Source organism: Pseudomonas sp. DNDY-54 (assembly GCF_019880365.1).
GTDB classification, from domain to species: domain Bacteria; phylum Pseudomonadota; class Gammaproteobacteria; order Pseudomonadales; family Pseudomonadaceae; genus Stutzerimonas; species Stutzerimonas stutzeri_P.
In genome coordinates this window covers 1-18,098 of sequence record NZ_CP082271.1, presented here as the reverse complement: position 1 = coordinate 18,098, position 18,098 = coordinate 1, and the positions used below count along the sequence as shown (strand labels likewise).

The window sequence follows — 18,098 nt, the reverse complement described above, 5'->3', positions numbered from 1 at the left end:
TCGAGCCGACAGGATCAACTGAAGCGCAATGTCCTGCAATTGTCCTAGTGCAATCCCATGAGGAAAACAGCTTTTGTATCCTCAGGTGGCTAAATAGCGGCGCACGTTTCGGTAAAACACAAGTCCAAAAACGCGCCGAGGCAGGGAATGCCCTGTCCTGATGCTCTTGAAGCTGCCCTCCGAACTGGCAGGTCCGCCTGCACAAACATAAAAAGCACAGGAGAATTCATGATGAATCGCGCACCCTCTTTCCGTTTCGGTAAGCACTTGCTGGCCTGCGCCCTAATAAGCGGCGCTTCTCTCGCTGGCCTGGCCCACGCCGATACCCTCGACGACATCAAGAAAAACAGCAGCGTTCGCATCGGCTATGCCAACGAAACGCCCTTCGCCTATACCGCCACCGACGGCAGCGTCACGGGCGAGTCGCCAGAAATTGTCGAAAAAATCTTCCAGCAGATGGGCATCGAAACGATCAAACCGGTCCTGACCGAATGGGGTTCGCTGATCCCGGGCCTGCGAGCCAGCCGTTTCGACCTGATCGCCGCCGGCATGTACATCACCCCGGAACGCTGCAAGCAGGTGCTGTTCACCGATCCGCACTATCAGCTGCAGGACACGCTCCTGGTCAAAGCCGGCAACCCCAAGAACCTGGGTAGCTATGAAGACATCGCCAAGGATGAGTCGATTAAGCTTGCGATCATGTCAGGCACCGTGAACCTCAACTACGCACGCAAGGCCGGCATCAAGGACTCCCAGATCGTTCAGGTACCTGACACGACGTCCCAACTGCAGGCCGTGCGCACCGGCCGCGCCGATGCGGCAGTGGGCACGCAGCTGACCATGCGAGGCCTGGCGGAGAAAGCCGGCGATCAGGTCGAGGCCACCGATGACTTCAAGGATGACCCTGCCAATACCGGCTACGGCGCGTTGGCGTTCCGTCCCAAGGACAAAGCCCTGCGCGACGCCGTCAATGCAGAACTGAAAAAGTGGCTTGGCAGCGATGAGCACCTGAAGACTGTCGAACCCTTCGGCTTCGATCGCTCCAACATCACCGACAAGACGGCCGAGGAGCTCTGCAAGGCCTGATCGGAATCGGCGCGGTCGGTCTGCTACCGCGTCGGGCTTCCCTCAGTGAAAAGCTATTCGATTGATCCCCTGCCTCTACCCGGCCACATCGCCATCGTGCGATGGGCCGGACCTCGGCTGACTGCACCCCGCAGTCCTCGCGCAGCCGCTCTTGCCGGACAGGCCGCGATTCTCGCTCCAGCCTCCCCGGAGCCAACCGGAAAATCACGATGAACGAACTACTCCCCCTCATGCTGGAAGGCGCTTGGGTGACCGTACAGATCACCTTTTGGGGCTCTCTGCTGGCCATCACGGCCGCGTTGATTGGCGCCTTATGTCGGCTCTCGCCCATTGCACCGCTGCGATGGCTGGCCATTGTCTATATCGAGGTGTTCCGCGGCAGCTCGCTGCTGGTCCAGCTGTTCTGGCTCTATTTCGTTTTGCCGATGCCGCCGTTCAACATCGCCATGAGCGCCTTCCACGTCGCCGTCATCGGGCTTGGCCTGAACATCGGCTCCTACGGCGCCGAGGTGCTGCGTGGCGCCATACGGTCGGTGCACGAAGGGCAATACGAGGCCTGCCAGGCCCTTAACATGACCCCCTGGCAGCGCTTGCGACGCGTCATCCTGCCCCAGGCGCTGCTGGCGGCAATACCGCCGGGTACCAACCTGCTGATCGAGCTGCTGAAGAACACATCCCTGGTGTCCTTGATCACGCTGTCCGATCTGGCCTTCCGTGCGCGCCAACTGGACCAGGCCACGCTGATGACGTTGGAAATCTTCGGCATTGCGCTTGTGATGTATTTCATCCTCGCGCAGATCATCAACTTCTCGATGCGCACGCTTGAGCGGCGCCTGGCTCGCGGACGCATGCGGGGAGGTCTGTCATGAACTTCTTCGACTGGCAGTTCGCCTGGGAAATCCTGCCGCGGCTGCTCGATGCGTCGCTGAAAACCATCGGCATCACGGTCGCCGGCTTTTCCATCGCCATCGTTCTGGGCCTGTTTCTCGCGGTGGGCCGACGCAGCCGCTTTCGCTGGCTGTCGTGGCCGATGACTGGGTTGATCGAGTTCATCCGCAGCACGCCGCTGCTGATTCAGGTGTATTTCCTCTTCTTCGTGCTGCCCAATTACGGCGTGAACCTAACGGCGCTGCAGGCGGGCATCATCGGTATCGCGCTGCATTACGCCTGCTACACCGCCGAGGTCTACCGCGCCGGGCTCGACGCAGTGCCGCGCGCGCAGTGGGAAGCCGTCACCGCACTGAACATGAAGCCGTTGAATGCCTACCGCAAGGTCATTCTGCCGCAAGCGCTGCGTCCTATTCTGCCCGCGCTAGGCAACTACCTGATCTCGATGCTCAAGGACACCCCGGTGCTGTCGGCCATCACCGTGGTCGAGATCATGCAGCGAGCCAAGAACATCGGCTCAGAGCATTTCCGTTATCTGGAACCGATCACCATGGTCGGCCTGTTTTTCCTCCTTCTCAGTCTCGGCCTCGCCTGGTTCGTGCGCCGTCTGGAAGACCGTATGGAGCTAGCCCGATGAGCGCATCGATGCCTGCCAATGAAACACCGAACGCCGCCGGCACCCTCAACGATCCGGAGCTCATGGTGCGGTTTCGCGACGTGAGCAAACACTACGGTGATCTGACCGTACTCAATCATCTCGACCTGGACGTCCGAACGGGCGAAAAGGTCGCCATCATCGGTCCCAGCGGTTCTGGGAAATCCACGCTGCTCCGTGCATTGATGACACTCGAGGAGATCGACGACGGCGTCATCATGGTCGATGACGAACCGCTGACCCACATGCCCGGCGCTGACGGCAAACTGGTCCGCGCCAATTCTCGACACCTGCGCCGGGTGCGCGGCAAGGTCGGCATGGTCTTTCAGAGCTTCAATCTGTTTCCGCACATGAATACCCGGCAGAACGTCATGGAAGCGCCCATGCAGGTACTTGGCATGTCGAAAAAGGACGCGCGGGAACGCGCCGAGGAACTGCTGGCCATGGTGGGGCTGGAAGACAAGCTCGACCATTATCCCTCGCAGCTCTCCGGGGGCCAGCAGCAGCGGGTGGCCATTGCCCGTGCCATGGCAATGCGTCCCAAGGTGATGTTGTTCGATGAGGTGACTTCGGCGTTGGATCCGGAACTTTGTGGCGAGGTGCTCAACGTGATCCGCCGGCTAGGGGAGGAGCACAGCCTGACCATGCTGATGGTGACCCACCAGATGGGCTTCGCCCGGGAATTTGCGGACCGCGTATGCTTCTTCAACGAAGGCCGGATTCATGAGATGGGCACACCCGACGCGCTGTTCGGCAATCCTCAGGAGACGCGCACGCAGGAGTTTCTCAGTGCGGTCACTCAGGCAAGCTAGGCATCTGTCGTAGCGGTTCGCCCAGCGGATGGGCGTGTTGATTAGCAGTCGGAGGGGAACAATGCTCGAGTCGTTGGAAAAGATGTTGGCCAAGGGCATGGACAATCCCATGCTGCGCTTCGGGCTCGGCAAGGGTTATCTGGACGCAGGCGACCCAGGGCAGGCCGCCGCGCACCTGCAGCGCTGCGTTGAGCAGGACCCCAAATATTCAGCCGCCTGGAAGCTGCTCGGCAAGGCACTACAAGCCAGCGGTGATCTTGACGGGGCGCGCCACGCCTGGGAACAAGGCCTCGTCGCGGCGCAGGCGCATGGCGACAAGCAGGCGGAGAAGGAGATGACCGTGTTTCTGCGCAAGTTGGATAAGCACACGGGCGTGTAGCTGATCGCTGCGCCACGCCACGCGCTAGGCTTCAATCGTCTGCTATGAAGCGCAGTCCAACCCCTTCCGCATCGACGCGCATCACTTCCATTTGCAACACGGGTGCCGGGATAGGCAGGTCCTGCACTTGACCACTGACCGTCATTCCTGGCTGCAGCTCGGTCAGCTGAGGATGCTTGACGTACACACCGCCATCGGACAGGTCCCGCGTGTGAGCGAACACCTCGCCGAAGGATTCATGGGTAATGCGGATGCGGCACTTCATGGGTGCGCGGGGGTACTGTCGCTGGTTTGCCATCGGACGTTCCTGTTGTCTTTTTTAGTTATTGTCAGTACCAGCGACGCTCGCCGGCCGGGCGCTTCTTGAAGCGCTTCATCGTCCACATGTACTGGGTTGGCCAAGTGCGAACGTAGCGCTCAATAACACCGCTCATGGCTGCCACCGCGACCTCGACATCTTCGTCGTACATCGCCGGCGGTGCCGCTTCGAGAATCACCTTGTAGCCTGAACCATCCTCCAGGCGCAACGCGTGAAGGAACACTCCCACCGCCTTACCGCCGGTAAGCATGCCGGGGACGAACTTGCTGGTCAGTGCCTGGGTACCGAGAAAGGGCACGAACACACCTGAGCCTTCACTGGGTTCCGGGTCGGCGGGGATACCCACGGCGCCGCCTTTGCGTACTTCCTTGATCACGCTGATGATGCCTTCTCGGGTCGACGGCGCCACTTTGTTGCCCAGCTGTACGCGCTGGCGCTGGAGCAGGTCATCCACGGCTTTCAGCTTTGGTGGGCGATAGAAGATGATCGGTTTGCACTGGGCGCAATAGAAATGGTTGAGCACTTCCCAGTTGCCCAAATGGCTGGTGATGCCGACCACGCCTTTGCCCGAGGCCAGTGCCTGCTCAAGTACCTCGAGTCCTTCGACCTCTTTGACCAGACGCAGCGTTTTGTCCGCCGGCCAGATCCAGGCACAGGCACTCTCAGTGAACGTCTTGCCGATCTGCTTCAGGCTTTTTTCCAGCAGTCGTTCCTGCTCGGCAGCATTCAGCTCAGGGAAGCATTTGGACAGGTTTGTCCGGGCAACCTCTCGGGAACGGTTGGGCAGTTTCCACATCAGCCAGCCGATAAAACCACCGAGCCCCTGTACCGCGCGCCAAGGCAGCAGGGCGAACAGGCGCAGGAAGCCAACCACCAGCGCACCTTTGAACTTGTCCAAGGTCCTCTCCCGAAAAAATCAAAGGCGCTAGTGTAACTGCTTCGCCAGCGAAGCTACTCGCCGGCAATCACGGGCGGGTGGCGGACGTGGTGCTGGCGAGCGGTGCATAACAATCGCAATCGGTGGTGTGGTCCATGACCATTCCGCATGCCTGCATATAGGCGTAGCAGATCGTTGGGCCGACGAAGCTGAAACCCGCCTTCTTGAGTGCGCGACTCATGGCCTCAGCTTCAGGAGTCACTGCAGGCACCTGGCTGACCGATTCGAAATGGTTGACCTTCGGCTGGCCGCCCACGAACGACCACAACCAGCCGACCGGGTCTTCCAGTTCGAGCCAGCGTTGCGCATTGCGCCGGGCCGCTTCCAGTTTCCGGCGGTTGCGGATAATGCCGGCGTCGAGCATGCGTTCATCAATTTCAGCGTCGCTCATCTGCGCCAGACGCTGGGCATCGAAACCGAACAACACCTGGCGATAGCGCTCCCGCTTGCGCAACACCGTGATCCAGGAGAGGCCTGCCTGAAACGCTTCAAGTATCAGGAATTCGAACAGTACCTGGGGATCGCGCGTAGGCACGCCCCACTCGTTGTCGTGGTAGTCGATGTACAGCGGATCATCACTGCACCAGGCGCAACGCGGCATTGTTTCCAATCCTTGAAAAGAGGAGGCGACGAGCAGCTCGGGCAAACACCGCAACGCCCAACCGGAAGGCACGCGCCACCATGGGTTTGAGCCGTTATCGGGTATACTCCCGGGCTTTCTGTCGAAGCCAGCACAGGTGAAATTTTGACCCAGCCTACGCCTGCCGTGCGCACCTTCCAAGACCTGATCCTTGCCCTACAAAGTTACTGGGCAGAGCAGGGTTGCGTCGTTCTCCAACCCTACGATATGGAGATGGGCGCGGGTACGTTCCACACCGCCACCTTCCTTCGCGCCGTCGGCCCAGAGACCTGGAATGCCGCGTACGTTCAGCCTTCGCGTCGCCCGGCCGATGGCCGCTACGGTGAGAACCCCAACCGTCTGCAGCACTACTACCAGTTTCAAGTCGTGCTCAAACCCAATCCCGACAATATTCAGGAGCTGTACCTCGGGTCGCTTCGCCACATCGGCGTAGACACCCTGGTGCACGATGTGCGCTTCGTCGAGGATAACTGGGAGTCGCCAACATTGGGCGCCTGGGGCCTTGGTTGGGAAGTGTGGCTGAACGGTATGGAAGTGACCCAGTTCACCTATTTCCAGCAGGTGGGCGGCATCGAGTGCTACCCGGTCACCGGTGAAATTACCTATGGCCTGGAACGTCTGGCGATGTATCTGCAAGGGGTCGATTCAGTCTATGACCTGATCTGGACGGATGGGCCCTTCGGCACCGTCACCTATGGCGACGTGTTCCACCAGAACGAGGTGGAGCAATCCACGTACAACTTCGAACACGCCAACGTCGACAAGCTGTTCGAGCTCTTCGATTTCTACGAATCGGAAGCCAACCGGCTGATCGAACTCGAACTGCCATTGCCCACGTACGAGATGGTGCTGAAGGCCTCCCACACGTTCAACCTGCTGGATGCCCGTCGCGCCATTTCGGTCACGGCCCGTCAGCAATACATCCTGCGCGTACGCGCACTGGCCCGTTCCGTCGCGCAGAGTTACCTGCAGGCGCGCGCCAAGCTGGGCTTCCCGATGGCGACCCCTGACCTGCGTGACGAAGTACTGGCCAAGCTGGAGGCTGCAGAATGAGTGCATTGGATTTCCTGGTTGAGCTCGGTACCGAGGAGCTTCCGCCCAAGGCATTGGGCAAGTTATCCGACGCCTTCCGCTCCGGTATTGAGAAGGGCTTGAAAGAAGCCGGTCTCGCTCATGGGCGGGTGCAGGCGTTCGCGGCACCACGGCGTCTCGCGATGCTGATCGAACAGCTCGACACTGAACAACCTGATCGCAGCATCAACCTCGACGGACCGCCACTGCAGGCCGCCTTTGACGCTGAAGGCGAACCAACCCAGGCGGCCCTCGGTTTTGCCCGCAAATGTGGCGTCGATCTCGCCGAGATCGACCGCAGTGGCCCGAAGCTGCGGTACAGCCGTTCGATTCCCGGCCAGCTGACCTCCGCGCTGCTACCCGCCATCGTCGAAACCTCGTTGAATGATCTGCCAATCCCCAAGCGCATGCGCTGGGCTGCGCGTAAGGAAGAGTTCGTGCGGCCGACCCAGTGGCTGGTGATGCTGTTGGGCGATCAGGTCGTTGACTGCACCATCCTTACCCAGCGCGCGGGTCGCGAATCGCGCGGCCATCGTTTCCACAGCCCGGGTCCGGTTCGTATATCCAAACCGACCAGTTACCTCGAAGACCTGCGCGGCGCTCGCGTGATTGCTGACTTTGCCGAACGTCGCGAGCTGATCGCCAAGCGTGTCGAACAGCTCGCTGGCGAGCAGAACGGTCGTGCCATCGTGCCTCCGGCGCTGCTGGATGAAGTAACCGCATTGGTCGAATGGCCGGTGCCGCTGGTGTGCTCCTTTGAGGAGCGCTTCCTCGAAGTGCCGCAAGAAGCGCTGATTACCACGATGCAGGACAATCAGAAATATTTCTGCCTGCTGGACGCCAATGGCACGCTGCTGCCGCGCTTCATCACCGTGGCCAATATCGAATCCAAGGACCCAGCGCAAATCGTTGCCGGTAACGAAAAGGTCGTGCGCCCGCGCCTGACCGATGCTGAATTCTTCTTCAAACAGGACAAGAAACAGACGCTCGATACGTTCAACGAGCGTCTCAAAAACGTTGTTTTCCAGGCCCAACTCGGCACCGTGTACGACAAGGCCGTGCGGGTTTCCCAGCTCGCAGCCTTTATCGCCGAACGCACCGAGGGCAACGCACAATGGGCCGCCCGCGCGGGCTCGCTCTGCAAGTGCGACCTGGCGACCGAAATGGTAGGCGAGTTCCCCGAGATGCAGGGTATCGCCGGCTATTACTACGCCAAGCACGACGGAGAACCTGACGACGTCGCCCGGGCGTTGAACGAACAGTACATGCCGCGTGGTGCAGGTGCCGAGCTGCCAAGCACCCATACCGGTGCGGTACTCGCGGTGGCCGACAAGCTGGACACACTCGTCGGTATTTTCGGTATCGGCATGCTCCCCACGGGCAGCAAGGACCCGTACGCACTTCGTCGCGCAGCGTTGGGTATCCTGCGCATCCTGATCGAAAAGCAGCTGGATCTTGATCTTGTCGAGGCGGTGCGCTTCTCGATCAGCCAGTTCGGCAGCCAGATCAAGGCTCAAGGCCTGGATGATCAAGTGCTGGACTTCATCTTCGATCGCCTCCGCGCGCGTTATGAAGATGAAGGTGTGGACGTTGCGGCTTATCTGTCGGTACGGGCGGTCCAGCCGGGCTCTGCGTTGGACTTCGACCAGCGCGTGCAGGCCGTACAGGCATTCCGTACCTTGCCGGAAGCCGAAGCGTTAGCGGCGGCAAACAAGCGCGTCTGGAACCTGCTGAGCAAGTTCGAGGCGAAACTACCGGAGACGGTCGAGCCTCGGTATTTCGACAACGCCACGGAATTCTCGCTCTATTCCGCGCTGCAACAGGCTGAACAGGCTGTGCAGCCACTCGCAGCGGACCGCCAGTACCGCGAGGCGCTCGAACGTCTCGCCCATCTGCGCGGCCCGGTGGATGCTTTCTTCGAGGCGGTACTGGTCAATGCCGAAGACGCTTCGGTTCGCGCTAACCGCTATGCCTTGCTTGCCCGGTTGAGGGGATTGTTCCTTGGCGTCGCCGATATTTCCGCACTTGGCTAAGCCAGTGAAATTGATAGTGCTAGACCGCGACGGCGTCATCAATGAGGACTCCGACGCCTATGTGAAGACGCTGGACGAGTGGATCCCCATTCCGGGGTCGCTGGAGGCCATTGCTCGCCTGTGCGAAGCAGGTTGGACGGTGGCGGTCGCGACTAACCAGTCTGGCCTGGCCCGCGGCCTCTTCGACGCGATCGCCCTTGGCGACATGCACTTTAAGATGCAGCGTTTGGTGATGGAGCAGGGGGGGCGCATCGACCTCATTGTCCATTGCCCACATGGCCCGGACGATGGCTGTGATTGCCGTAAACCCTTACCTGGCTTGTTTCAGCAAATCGCCGAGCATTTCCATCTGGAAAATCTCAAGGGTGTTCCGGTTGTCGGGGACAGCCATCGCGATCTGCACGCTGGAATGCGGCTAGGCGGCGTGCCATATCTGGTCCGCACCGGCAAAGGTATGAAGACCTTGGAAGGTACGCTGCCACCAGGTACGCAGGTGTTCGATGACTTGGCGGCGGTAACCGATCATTTGTTGGGGGCAAAAGAATGAGTGCGTTGCTGCCGATTCGCATCGCACTGTTCTACCTGTTGCTGGGCTTTACGGCATTCGCCTGGTGCCTGGTCAGCCTCGTCTTTGCCCCCTTCATGCCGTTTCGCAAACGTTACCGGTTTGTCGTTCAGACGTGGTGTCGCAGCGCGGTATGGCTGGCGAAAGTGATTGTTGGCTTGCGTTATGAAGTCATTGGTCAGGAGAACATCCCTGATAAGCCTTGTGTCATCCTGTCCAAGCATCAGAGTACATGGGAGACCTTCTTTCTCTCGGCGTATTTCGAGCCGCTGAGTCAGGTGCTCAAGCGGGAACTGCTCCACGTGCCATTCTTCGGCTGGGCGATCATGCTCTTGAAACCCATCGCCATCGACCGAAACAATCCGAAGGCGGCGTTGCGCCAAGTGGCCAAACAGGGCCAGGAGCGGCTGGATCAGGGGGCCTGGGTGCTGATTTTTCCTGAGGGGACACGCGTGCCGGTTGGGCAAACCGGCAAGTTCTCACGAAGTGGGGCGGCACTGGCGGTGAACGCCAAGCTGCCCGTGCTTCCGATCGCACACAACGCTGGCATGTTCTGGCCGAAATCGGGATGGGGAAAGCGGCCTGGGACCATTCGTGTCGTGATCGGACCTCCCATGAGTGCCGAGAGCGAGGGACCTCGTGCGGTCGCCGAGCTCAATCAGCGCGCTGAAGATTGGGTCAACCTGCAGGTCAGCCAGCTCGAATCGAGCGTCCAATAAACGAAGCCGCGGGACATGGCCAGCAATGCAAAAGGGGGAGCAGATCGAAATCTGCTCCCCCTTTTGTTACGGCCAGTTGTGAGCGTCAGGCTCAGTCATCGACAGAGCTACGGATCAGGTGATCGAAGGCGCTCAGCGAGGCCTTGGCGCCTTCACCGACGGCGATAACGATCTGCTTGTACGGCACAGTCGTCACGTCGCCGGCGGCGAAGATACCCGGCAGCGAGGTCTCGCCACGCGCATCGACAATGATCTCGCCGCGCGACGTCAGCTCCACGGTGCCTTTCAGCCAATCGGAGTTAGGCAGCAGGCCGATCTGCACAAAGATGCCTTCCAGTTCCAGCTCGTGGAATTCGCTGGAGTTGCGGTCCTTGTAGATCAGCCCGGTCACCTTCTTGCCGTCGCCAGTGACTTCGCTGGTCAGCGCACTGGTGATTACGGTGACGTTGGGCAGGCTGTGCAGCTTCTTCTGCAGCACGGCGTCGGCACGCAGCTGGCTGTCGAACTCGAGCAACGTGACCTGGGCAACGATTCCGGCCAGGTCGATGGCCGCTTCCACACCCGAATTGCCGCCGCCGATGACCGCGACGCGCTTACCCTTGAACAGCGGGCCGTCACAGTGTGGGCAGTAGGCGACGCCACGACCGCGGTATTCCTGCTCACCCGGCACGTTCATTTCGCGCCAACGGGCGCCGGTGGCGAGGATCAGTGTTTTGGCCTTCAGCGAGCCACCGTTCTCCAGTTTGATCTCGTGCAGGCTGCCATCGGAGCCAGGGATCAGCTGGGCGGCGCGCTGCAGGTTCATGATGTCGACGTCGTATTCGCGCACATGGTTCTCCAGCGCGCGGGCCAGTTTCGGGCCTTCGGTCTCGCTGACCGAGATGAAGTTCTCGATGGCCATGGTGTCGAGCACTTGACCGCCGAAACGTTCGGCCGCGACACCGGTCCGGATGCCCTTGCGCGCGGCATAGATGGCCGCTGCGGCGCCGGCGGGGCCACCACCGACGACGAGCACATCGAAGGCGTCCTTCGCACTGAGCTTCTCGGCGTCGCGCGCTGACGCGCCGGTATCGAGCTTAGCGAGGATTTCTTCTTCGCCCATGCGGCCCTGACCGAACAGTTCACCGTTGAGGTAGATGCTCGGTACGGACATGACTTGGCGAACGGTGACTTCTTCCTGGAACAGTGCACCGTCGATGGCGACGTGGCGGATGTTCGGATTGAGCACGGCCATCAAGTTCAACGCCTGGACCACGTCCGGGCAGTTCTGGCAGGACAACGAAAAGTAGGTTTCGAAGTTGTACTCACCGTCCAGATTCTTGATCTGCTCGATGACCTCAGGTGCGGTCTTGGACGGATGCCCGCCGACCTGCAGCAGGGCCAGCACCAGCGAGGTGAATTCGTGGCCCATCGGGATGCCAGCGAAACGCAGGCTGATGTCGCCACCGATACGGTTGAGTGCAAACGACGGTTTGCGCACGTCATCGCCGTCGGTGCGTAGGGTGATCTTGTCGCTCAGGCTGGTGATGTCTTCCAGCAGGCTGAGCATTTCCTGGGACTTGGCGCCGTCACCGAGGGACGCAACGATCTCGAACGGCTGGGTGACCTTCTCCAGGTAGGTTTTCAGTTGCGTTTTGAGGTTGTTATCGAGCATGTTTGAAACTCCGTTAATCGATGGGCCGCTATGGCAGCGGCAAGCTATAAGTCGATGACGAGATCATACGAGTCGCGAGCACTATTCAAAAATTGATTAAACCAAGCAAGGCAATGCAGTCACACTATCGTGTTCCACGTGGAACAAAAAACCCGGCTTACGCCGGGTCTCGAGTTTTACAGCTTGGTTTAGGTGAGGGTGGTGGGATTGTTGTTTCAGAAGTCCAGATTGGATACCGCCAAAGCGTTGGACTCGATGAAATCGCGACGTGGTTCAACCGCATCGCCCATGAGTGTGTTGAAGATCTGATCGGCAGCAATCGCGTCCTCAATAGTCACCCTGAGCATACGACGAACCGCTGGATCCATCGTTGTTTCCCACAGCTGGTCTGGGTTCATTTCTCCGAGCCCTTTATAGCGCTGAACGCTATGACGACGGGTCCCTTCAGTCATCAACCAATCAAGTGCCTCCTTGAAGGTCGTAACCGCCTTCTTGCGTTCACCACGCTTCACATAAGCGCCATCCTCAAGAAGACTGTTGAGTTGTTCGCCTAGAACCGTGACGGTCTTGTAATCATTACTGCCAAAGAAGTCGCGGTTGAAGGTGATGTAACTCGCCAATCCATGAGAAAGAATCTCAACCTCCGGCAGCCACAGATGGCGCTCTTTATCCTCACGCAAGCTGACTTTATAAGCCAGCCCGGAGCGCTCAACGCCTTTGAGCAGCGCCGCGTAAGGCTCCAGCCAGGCCTGCATAGCCGCGTGATCGCCCAACTGCTCGACGCTCACACGTGGTAGATAAATAAAGTGCTCGGTAAGCTCTTGTGGGTAGAGGCGCGACAGGCGCTGCAAGGTCTTGATGACCGTACGGTAATCATTAACGAGACGTTCCAACGCCTCGCCTGAGAGACCCGGTGCGTGCTCATTAACGTGCAGGCTGGCATCTTCAAGAGCAGATTGCGTGAGGTATTCGTCCATCGCCTCGTCGTCCTTAATGTACTGCTCCTGCTTGCCACGCTTGACCTTGTAGAGCGGTGGCTGCGCGATGTAGACGTAGCCTCGCTCGATTAACTCCGGAAGCTGGCGGAAGAAGAACGTTAACAGCAACGTACGGATGTGCGATCCGTCAACGTCAGCATCCGTCATGATGATGATGTTGTGATAACGCAACTTGTCAATGTTGTACTCATCCCGACCGATACCGCAGCCGAGCGCCGTAATCAACGTACCGACCTCTTGAGAAGAAATCATCTTGTCGAATCGAGCCTTCTCGACGTTGAGGATCTTGCCCTTCAACGGCAGGATGGCCTGGGTCCTGCGGTTACGGCCCTGTTTTGCAGAGCCACCCGCGGAGTCACCCTCCACGATGTAGAGTTCTGAGAGCGCAGGATCTTTTTCCTGGCAATCGGCGAGTTTTCCGGGCAAACCCGCAATATCCAAAGCGCCCTTGCGACGCGTCATTTCACGCGCCTTGCGTGCTGCCTCTCGGGCACGCGCCGCATCGATCATTTTGCCGACAACAGCCTTCGCCTCGTTGGGGTGTTCCAACAGGAAGTCTGCGAAGTGTTTACCCATCTCCTGCTCGACAGCCGTCTTAACTTCGGACGAGACGAGCTTGTCCTTTGTTTGCGAGCTGAATTTAGGATCGGGAACCTTCACAGAAATGATGGCTGTCAGGCCTTCCCGCGCATCATCGCCTGTGGTTGAGACCTTGTGCTTTTTCGCCAGGCCTTCCTGCTCGATATAGTTGTTCAGGTTGCGCGTTAGCGCAGACCGGAAGCCCGCCAGGTGGGTACCACCGTCACGCTGGGGGATGTTGTTCGTGAAGCACAGCAGGTTCTCGTTGAAGCTATCATTCCACTGCAGCGCAACTTCTACGCCGACGCCGTCATCCCGCTGAACATTAAAGTGAAACACCTCGTTAACCGGCGTTTTATTCGTATTGAGGTAAGCGACAAACGCGCTGAGACCACCCTCGTACTTGAACAGCTCTTCCTTGGCGTTGCGCTCATCGCGCAACACGATCCCAACCCCCGAGTTCAGAAACGAAAGTTCCCGTAATCGTTTGGCCAAGATATCCCAGCTGAAGTGGATATTCTGGAAGGTCTCGGCTGATGGCTTGAAGTGAATCTGTGTCCCCGAATCTTCGGTTTCGCCGACAGCGGTTAGGGGTGCCTGCGGCACACCGTGGTGATAGATCTGCTCCCATACTCTGCCATCACGACGGATAGTCAGTATCAGTTCCCTGGAAAGCGCGTTAACCACCGAAACACCCACGCCATGCAGCCCGCCGGATACCTTGTAGGAGTTATCGTCGAACTTACCGCCCGCATGCAGCACGGTCATGATGACTTCAGCAGCTGAGACGCCCTCTTCGTGGATGTCGACCGGGATCCCACGGCCGTTATCGCGGACACTAATCGACTCATCTACGTGGATGGTGATGCTGATATCGCTGCAGTGGCCTGCAAGTGCTTCGTCGATCGAGTTGTCGACCACTTCAAAGACCATGTGATGCAAACCGGTGCCGTCGTCGGTGTCGCCGATATACATGCCGGGACGCTTACGTACGGCATCAAGCCCTTTTAGAACTTTGATACTCGACGAATCGTACGTGTGGTTTTCGCTCATGCCTTCACTCCCGAGGGGCCGTGGACCTGGGCAATCGCACCATGTTCCACGTGAAACATTGAGACCGGCGTATCGTCACGCCAGCCTTCTTGCAATACATTCGAATCCACGCAGGTAATAAAGACCTGGCAGTTCAATTGTTCCAACAACCGACACAATGCAAGGCGGTGCTGATCATCCAGTTCGGATGGCAGGTCATCGACTAGATAGATGCACTGGCCTCGCTTCGCTTCACTGACCAGATGTCCTTGCGCGATTCTGAGCGCACAGACCACCAGTTTTTGCTGACCTCGAGACAGGGTTTCGGCGGCATTATGGTTGGCTACGCGCAACCTGAGATCTGCTCTTTGCGGTCCCGCCTGGGTATGCCCCATGGCCCGGTCACGATCGATTGAACCCTCAAGCACGTCAGCTAAGGATCGGTCTTTATCCCAGCCTCGGTAGTAGCTCAACTGAAAACCATCGAGTGCTAAAAGCGAGGCTAACGTCTGCTCAAAAACAGGTTTCAATGTCTGGATATAAGCCCGTCTGTAGCCATCAATCTCATCGCTCGCTGCGCTGAGTTCGCGGCTCCAAGCGGCCTGCGAAGCGGTGTCAAGTGTACCATGTCGTAGCCACGAGTTTCGTTGCCGCAACGCCAGCTGCAAGCGCTGCCAAGCCTTCAAAAAACGAGGTTCCACGTGGAACACACCCCAATCAAGAAATTGACGACGCAATTTCGGCGCACCCTCCAGTAACCGAAAGCTATCGGGATTGATCAGCTGCAAGGGCAACGCTTCAGCTAGCTCCGCCGCGCTACGGACACTCTGGCCATTGATTCGAATCCGGAGTTCTCCTCTACGATCCCTCGAGACCCCAAGCGCACTCGATTGATCGTCGCCCAGCTCAACCTGGCCGAATACCGTACAACTAGCTTGTTCATGCGTTATGACGGGGTTCAAACGGCTGCTCCGAAACGAGCGTGCCATTCCAAGTAGATGGATGGCCTCGAGAAGACTCGTCTTCCCGCTACCGTTGTCGCCATGAAGAATGTTGATACGAGGGGAGGGAGTTAACGTCACCGGCTGCAGATTGCGAACGCCGGTGACAGAGAGACGGCTAAGGGACATTCAGAAGGAGATTACAGACGCATCGGCATGACGACGTAAGCAGAGTCATCATTATCAAATTCCTGAACAAGCGCGCTGCTATTGGCGTCTGACAGTATCAGACGAACCTGATCAGTGGTCATGACACCCAGGACGTCCAGCAGGTAGCTGACATTGAATCCGATCTCCAGCGACCCACCGTTGTAATCGACGGCTACCTCTTCTTCCGCTTCTTCCTGCTCTGGATTATTAGCCTGGATTTTCAGCAGGCCGCTTTCCAACTGAAGACGAATGCCACGGTACTTTTCGTTGGACAGAATCGCTGTTCGACTAAACGCTTCACGAAGCGTCTGACGCTCCCCGACTACAAGCTTGTCACCGCCACGAGGCAGAACACGCTCATAATCCGGAAACTTCCCATCGACCAACTTAGAGGTGAAAGTGAACTCACCAGTGGTCGCGCGAATATGGTGTTGACCGAGTACGATACTGACCTCGCCGTCCTGATCGGTCAGCAGCCGCGCCAGTTCTAGAATACCCTTGCGTGGCACGATAACCTGATGGCGATCCGGTTGGTCGATGCCGGCTTGCATGGAACACATAGCCAAACGGTGGCCATCAGTAGCGACCGCTCGCAGCATGCCGCTGGAAACCTCAATCAGCATACCGTTCAGGTAGTAACGAACGTCCTGCTGCGCCATAGCAAAGCTGCTTCGTTCAATAAGGCGACGCATCTTGCCCTGGTTGACGCTGAAGTTCAGCGAACCAGGGCCCTCCTCAACGGACGGGAAATCGTTGGCCGGCAGCGTCGACAGGGAAAAGCGGCTGCGTCCAGATTTGATGACGACCTTCTGGTCGTCCAAACGTATGTCGATTAACGCGTCAGGCTGAAGGCTCTTGCAGATATCCATCAACTTACGCGCCGGCACTGTGATCTCGCCCGGCTCGGAGGCATCTTCCAGCGCGACTCGGCCAACCAGCTCGACCTCAAGATCGGTACCGGTGAGTGACAATTGATTGTCTTGAACGACCAGTAGCACATTAGATAACACTGGCAAGGTCTGGCGGCGCTCAACGACGCCAGCAACCAACTGCAGTGGTTTTAACAGGGCTTCGCGCTGGATAGTGAAATGCATGATCTGGTCCCTTGCCTAATGATTGGCCGCAGTCTTTTCAGGTTGTCAAAGTGCGCAGCAGATTCTTGTAATCTTCGCGAATATCGGCATCTAACTCACGAAGTTCGGCGATTTTACGACAGGCGTGGAGAACTGTCGTGTGATCGCGCCCACCAAACGCATCGCCAATTTCCGGTAAGCTATGGTTAGTCAACTCTTTAGACAGCGCCATCGCAACCTGGCGAGGCCGCGCGACTGAGCGTGAACGCCTCTTCGAAAGCAAGTCAGAAATCTTGATCTTGTAGTATTCGGCAACAGTACGCTGGATATTATCAACGCTTACCAGCTTGTCCTGTAGCGCTAGCAGGTCCTTGAGCGATTCGCGAATGAGCTCGATCGTGATATCACGTCCCATAAAGTGAGCATGAGCGATCACTCGCTTCAACGCACCTTCAAGCTCACGGACGTTGGAGCGGATGCGCTGAGCGATGAAGAACGCAGCATCGTGCGGCAGGTCGACGTTTGCCTGGTCGGCCTTTTTCATCAGAATCGCCACGCGCGTCTCCAGCTCCGGCGGCTCGACAGCAACAGTCAAGCCCCAACCAAAGCGAGACTTCAGCCTCTCCTCCAGCCCATCAATCTCCTTCGGATAACGATCACTGGTCAGGATGACCTGCTGGCCACCTTCGAGCAACGCGTTAAAGGTGTGAAAGAACTCTTCCTGTGATCGCTCTTTTTTAGCGAAAAACTGTATATCGTCGATCAGCAGCGCGTCCACAGAGCGGTAGAACCGCTTGAACTCGTTGATGGCGTTGAGCTGCAACGCCTTGACCATGTCAGCAACGAAACGCTCTGAATGGAGATAAACCACCTTCGCGTTGGGATTCTTCTTTAGCAGATGATTGCCGACAGCATGCATCAGGTGCGTTTTACCGAGACCAACACCACCATAGAGGAACAGCGGGTTATAGCCATGTTTCGGGTTGTCTGCGACTTGCCAAGCCGCGGCACGCGCCAACTGGTTGGACTTGCCCTCGACGAAGTTCTCGAACGTGAAGGTGCGATTAAGATAACTGGTGTGCTTCAGCCCGCCCTCAACTTGCACGTTGCGTTCCGCCCGCGGGGTGGGCTGTGTCACAGCAGGTTCGGCTACAGCAACAGGAGATTCGGATCGTGAAGCCTGGGGCGGCGCAGAGGCAGCCGGCGATCCAGTTGGCTGTTGCGCACGAGCGACAGCGACGGATGCACGAGCTGCTGCGGTCCGTCTGCTGCCGATCAATAAGGACAACGAGGGCGTGATGCCGGTTGAGCGTTCCGACAACAGCTCGAGTAACCGAGACAGGTACTTTTCATTCACCCAGTCGAGCACGAACCGATTGGGCGCGTAGACGCGAAGTTCATCCCCTTCGGTTTCGACCTGAAGCGGACGGATCCAGGTGTTGAATTGTTGGGCAGGCAGCTCATCTCTCAAGAGGTCAATGCATTGCTGCCATAGTTCCACAGACAC

Annotated in this window: 17 protein-coding genes; 9 read left to right on the top strand and 8 right to left on the bottom strand. The window is 58.3% G+C overall.

Translation table 11 applies throughout. The features are described from left to right. The first annotated feature begins 231 nt into the window (after positions 1-231). The 5 genes from ehuB (at position 232) to K4O48_RS00065 (ending at position 3,820) form a co-directional block, all read left to right on the top strand. Complete coding sequence (gene ehuB, locus K4O48_RS00085; protein ID WP_392570310.1) at positions 232-1,086, top strand: ectoine/hydroxyectoine ABC transporter substrate-binding protein EhuB; 855 nt, start codon at positions 232-234, stop codon at positions 1,084-1,086. A 209-nt stretch (positions 1,087-1,295) separates the two neighbouring features. Then, positions 1,296-1,955 carry an ectoine/hydroxyectoine ABC transporter permease subunit EhuC gene (gene ehuC / locus K4O48_RS00080; protein WP_222910187.1) on the top strand — a complete coding sequence of 220 codons (660 nt, stop codon included), beginning with the start codon at positions 1,296-1,298 and terminating at the stop codon, positions 1,953-1,955. Beyond that, complete coding sequence (gene ehuD / locus K4O48_RS00075) at positions 1,952-2,611, top strand: ectoine/hydroxyectoine ABC transporter permease subunit EhuD (protein ID WP_222910186.1); 660 nt, start codon at positions 1,952-1,954, stop codon at positions 2,609-2,611. The genes ehuC and ehuD overlap by 4 nt, the downstream gene beginning before the upstream one ends. Continuing rightward, a complete protein-coding gene (gene ehuA / locus K4O48_RS00070) occupies positions 2,608-3,441 on the top strand; it encodes an ectoine/hydroxyectoine ABC transporter ATP-binding protein EhuA (protein ID WP_404439104.1) in 834 nt (277 codons plus the stop codon). Before ehuD ends, ehuA begins: the two co-directional genes overlap by 4 nt. A 61-nt stretch (positions 3,442-3,502) precedes the next feature. Further along, positions 3,503-3,820, top strand: a complete 318-nt coding sequence (locus tag K4O48_RS00065; protein WP_222910185.1) for a tetratricopeptide repeat protein — start codon at positions 3,503-3,505, stop codon at positions 3,818-3,820. A gap of 31 nt (positions 3,821-3,851) precedes the next feature. Here the strand turns inward: K4O48_RS00065 and K4O48_RS00060 are convergent, their stop codons facing one another. From K4O48_RS00060 to K4O48_RS00050, 3 genes are all read right to left on the bottom strand, one after another. Then, on the bottom strand, positions 3,852-4,118 hold the full coding sequence (locus tag K4O48_RS00060) for a PilZ domain-containing protein (protein ID WP_222910184.1): 267 nt from the start codon (positions 4,116-4,118) through the stop codon (positions 3,852-3,854). A gap of 31 nt (positions 4,119-4,149) precedes the next feature. Continuing rightward, positions 4,150-5,037, bottom strand: a complete 888-nt coding sequence (locus K4O48_RS00055) for a lysophospholipid acyltransferase (protein ID WP_222910183.1) — start codon at positions 5,035-5,037, stop codon at positions 4,150-4,152. A 67-nt stretch (positions 5,038-5,104) separates the two neighbouring features. Continuing rightward, a complete protein-coding gene (locus K4O48_RS00050; RefSeq protein ID WP_222910182.1) occupies positions 5,105-5,677 on the bottom strand; it encodes a DNA-3-methyladenine glycosylase I in 573 nt (190 codons plus the stop codon). Positions 5,678-5,821: 144 nt separating this feature from the next. Here K4O48_RS00050 and glyQ point away from each other — a divergent pair, with 144 nt between their 5' ends. From glyQ to K4O48_RS00030, 4 genes are read left to right on the top strand one after another with little or no spacing between them, the layout of a single operon-like run. Further along, positions 5,822-6,769 (top strand): glycine--tRNA ligase subunit alpha, encoded by a 948-nt coding sequence (gene glyQ / locus K4O48_RS00045; protein ID WP_222910181.1) that lies wholly within the window; start codon positions 5,822-5,824, stop codon positions 6,767-6,769. After that, positions 6,766-8,820 (top strand): glycine--tRNA ligase subunit beta, encoded by a 2,055-nt coding sequence (gene glyS, locus K4O48_RS00040; RefSeq protein WP_222910180.1) that lies wholly within the window; start codon positions 6,766-6,768, stop codon positions 8,818-8,820. The genes glyQ and glyS overlap by 4 nt, the downstream gene beginning before the upstream one ends. Positions 8,821-8,824: 4 nt before the next feature. Then, positions 8,825-9,367 (top strand): D-glycero-beta-D-manno-heptose 1,7-bisphosphate 7-phosphatase, encoded by a 543-nt coding sequence (gmhB, locus tag K4O48_RS00035; RefSeq protein ID WP_222910179.1) that lies wholly within the window; start codon positions 8,825-8,827, stop codon positions 9,365-9,367. After that, entirely contained in the window at positions 9,364-10,104 is a 741-nt protein-coding gene (locus K4O48_RS00030) for a lysophospholipid acyltransferase family protein (protein ID WP_222910178.1), read from the top strand. Before gmhB ends, K4O48_RS00030 begins: the two co-directional genes overlap by 4 nt. A gap of 91 nt (positions 10,105-10,195) precedes the next feature. Here the strand turns inward: K4O48_RS00030 and ahpF are convergent, their stop codons facing one another. The 5 genes from ahpF to dnaA form a co-directional block, all read right to left on the bottom strand. Continuing rightward, positions 10,196-11,758, bottom strand: a complete 1,563-nt coding sequence (gene ahpF / locus K4O48_RS00025; RefSeq protein ID WP_222910177.1) for an alkyl hydroperoxide reductase subunit F — start codon at positions 11,756-11,758, stop codon at positions 10,196-10,198. A gap of 215 nt (positions 11,759-11,973) precedes the next feature. Next, positions 11,974-14,388, bottom strand: coding sequence for a DNA topoisomerase (ATP-hydrolyzing) subunit B (gene gyrB / locus K4O48_RS00020; protein WP_222910176.1), 2,415 nt, complete (start codon positions 14,386-14,388; stop codon positions 11,974-11,976). Beyond that, entirely contained in the window at positions 14,385-15,497 is a 1,113-nt protein-coding gene (recF, locus tag K4O48_RS00015; protein ID WP_222910175.1) for a DNA replication/repair protein RecF, read from the bottom strand. The genes gyrB and recF overlap by 4 nt, the downstream gene beginning before the upstream one ends. Before the next feature lie 11 nt (positions 15,498-15,508). Beyond that, positions 15,509-16,612, bottom strand: a complete 1,104-nt coding sequence (gene dnaN, locus K4O48_RS00010) for a DNA polymerase III subunit beta (protein ID WP_222910174.1) — start codon at positions 16,610-16,612, stop codon at positions 15,509-15,511. A gap of 37 nt (positions 16,613-16,649) precedes the next feature. After that, on the bottom strand, positions 16,650-18,098 hold the full coding sequence (gene dnaA, locus K4O48_RS00005; protein ID WP_222910173.1) for a chromosomal replication initiator protein DnaA: 1,449 nt from the start codon (positions 18,096-18,098) through the stop codon (positions 16,650-16,652).

Coding starts and splice junctions, on each gene's coding strand:
- K4O48_RS00060 (WP_222910184.1), bottom strand. CDS start 4,118: ATGGCAAACCAGCGACAGTACCCCCGCGCACCCATGAAGTGCCGCATC.
- K4O48_RS00030 (WP_222910178.1), top strand. CDS start 9,364: ATGAGTGCGTTGCTGCCGATTCGCATCGCACTGTTCTACCTGTTGCTG.
- K4O48_RS00065 (WP_222910185.1), top strand. CDS start 3,503: ATGCTCGAGTCGTTGGAAAAGATGTTGGCCAAGGGCATGGACAATCCC.
- ahpF (WP_222910177.1), bottom strand. CDS start 11,758: ATGCTCGATAACAACCTCAAAACGCAACTGAAAACCTACCTGGAGAAG.
- K4O48_RS00050 (WP_222910182.1), bottom strand. CDS start 5,677: ATGCCGCGTTGCGCCTGGTGCAGTGATGATCCGCTGTACATCGACTAC.
- ehuC (WP_222910187.1), top strand. CDS start 1,296: ATGAACGAACTACTCCCCCTCATGCTGGAAGGCGCTTGGGTGACCGTA.
- ehuA (WP_404439104.1), top strand. CDS start 2,608: ATGAGCGCATCGATGCCTGCCAATGAAACACCGAACGCCGCCGGCACC.
- gyrB (WP_222910176.1), bottom strand. CDS start 14,388: ATGAGCGAAAACCACACGTACGATTCGTCGAGTATCAAAGTTCTAAAA.
- glyS (WP_222910180.1), top strand. CDS start 6,766: ATGAGTGCATTGGATTTCCTGGTTGAGCTCGGTACCGAGGAGCTTCCG.
- ehuB (WP_392570310.1), top strand. CDS start 232: ATGAATCGCGCACCCTCTTTCCGTTTCGGTAAGCACTTGCTGGCCTGC.
- ehuD (WP_222910186.1), top strand. CDS start 1,952: ATGAACTTCTTCGACTGGCAGTTCGCCTGGGAAATCCTGCCGCGGCTG.
- dnaN (WP_222910174.1), bottom strand. CDS start 16,612: ATGCATTTCACTATCCAGCGCGAAGCCCTGTTAAAACCACTGCAGTTG.
- recF (WP_222910175.1), bottom strand. CDS start 15,497: ATGTCCCTTAGCCGTCTCTCTGTCACCGGCGTTCGCAATCTGCAGCCG.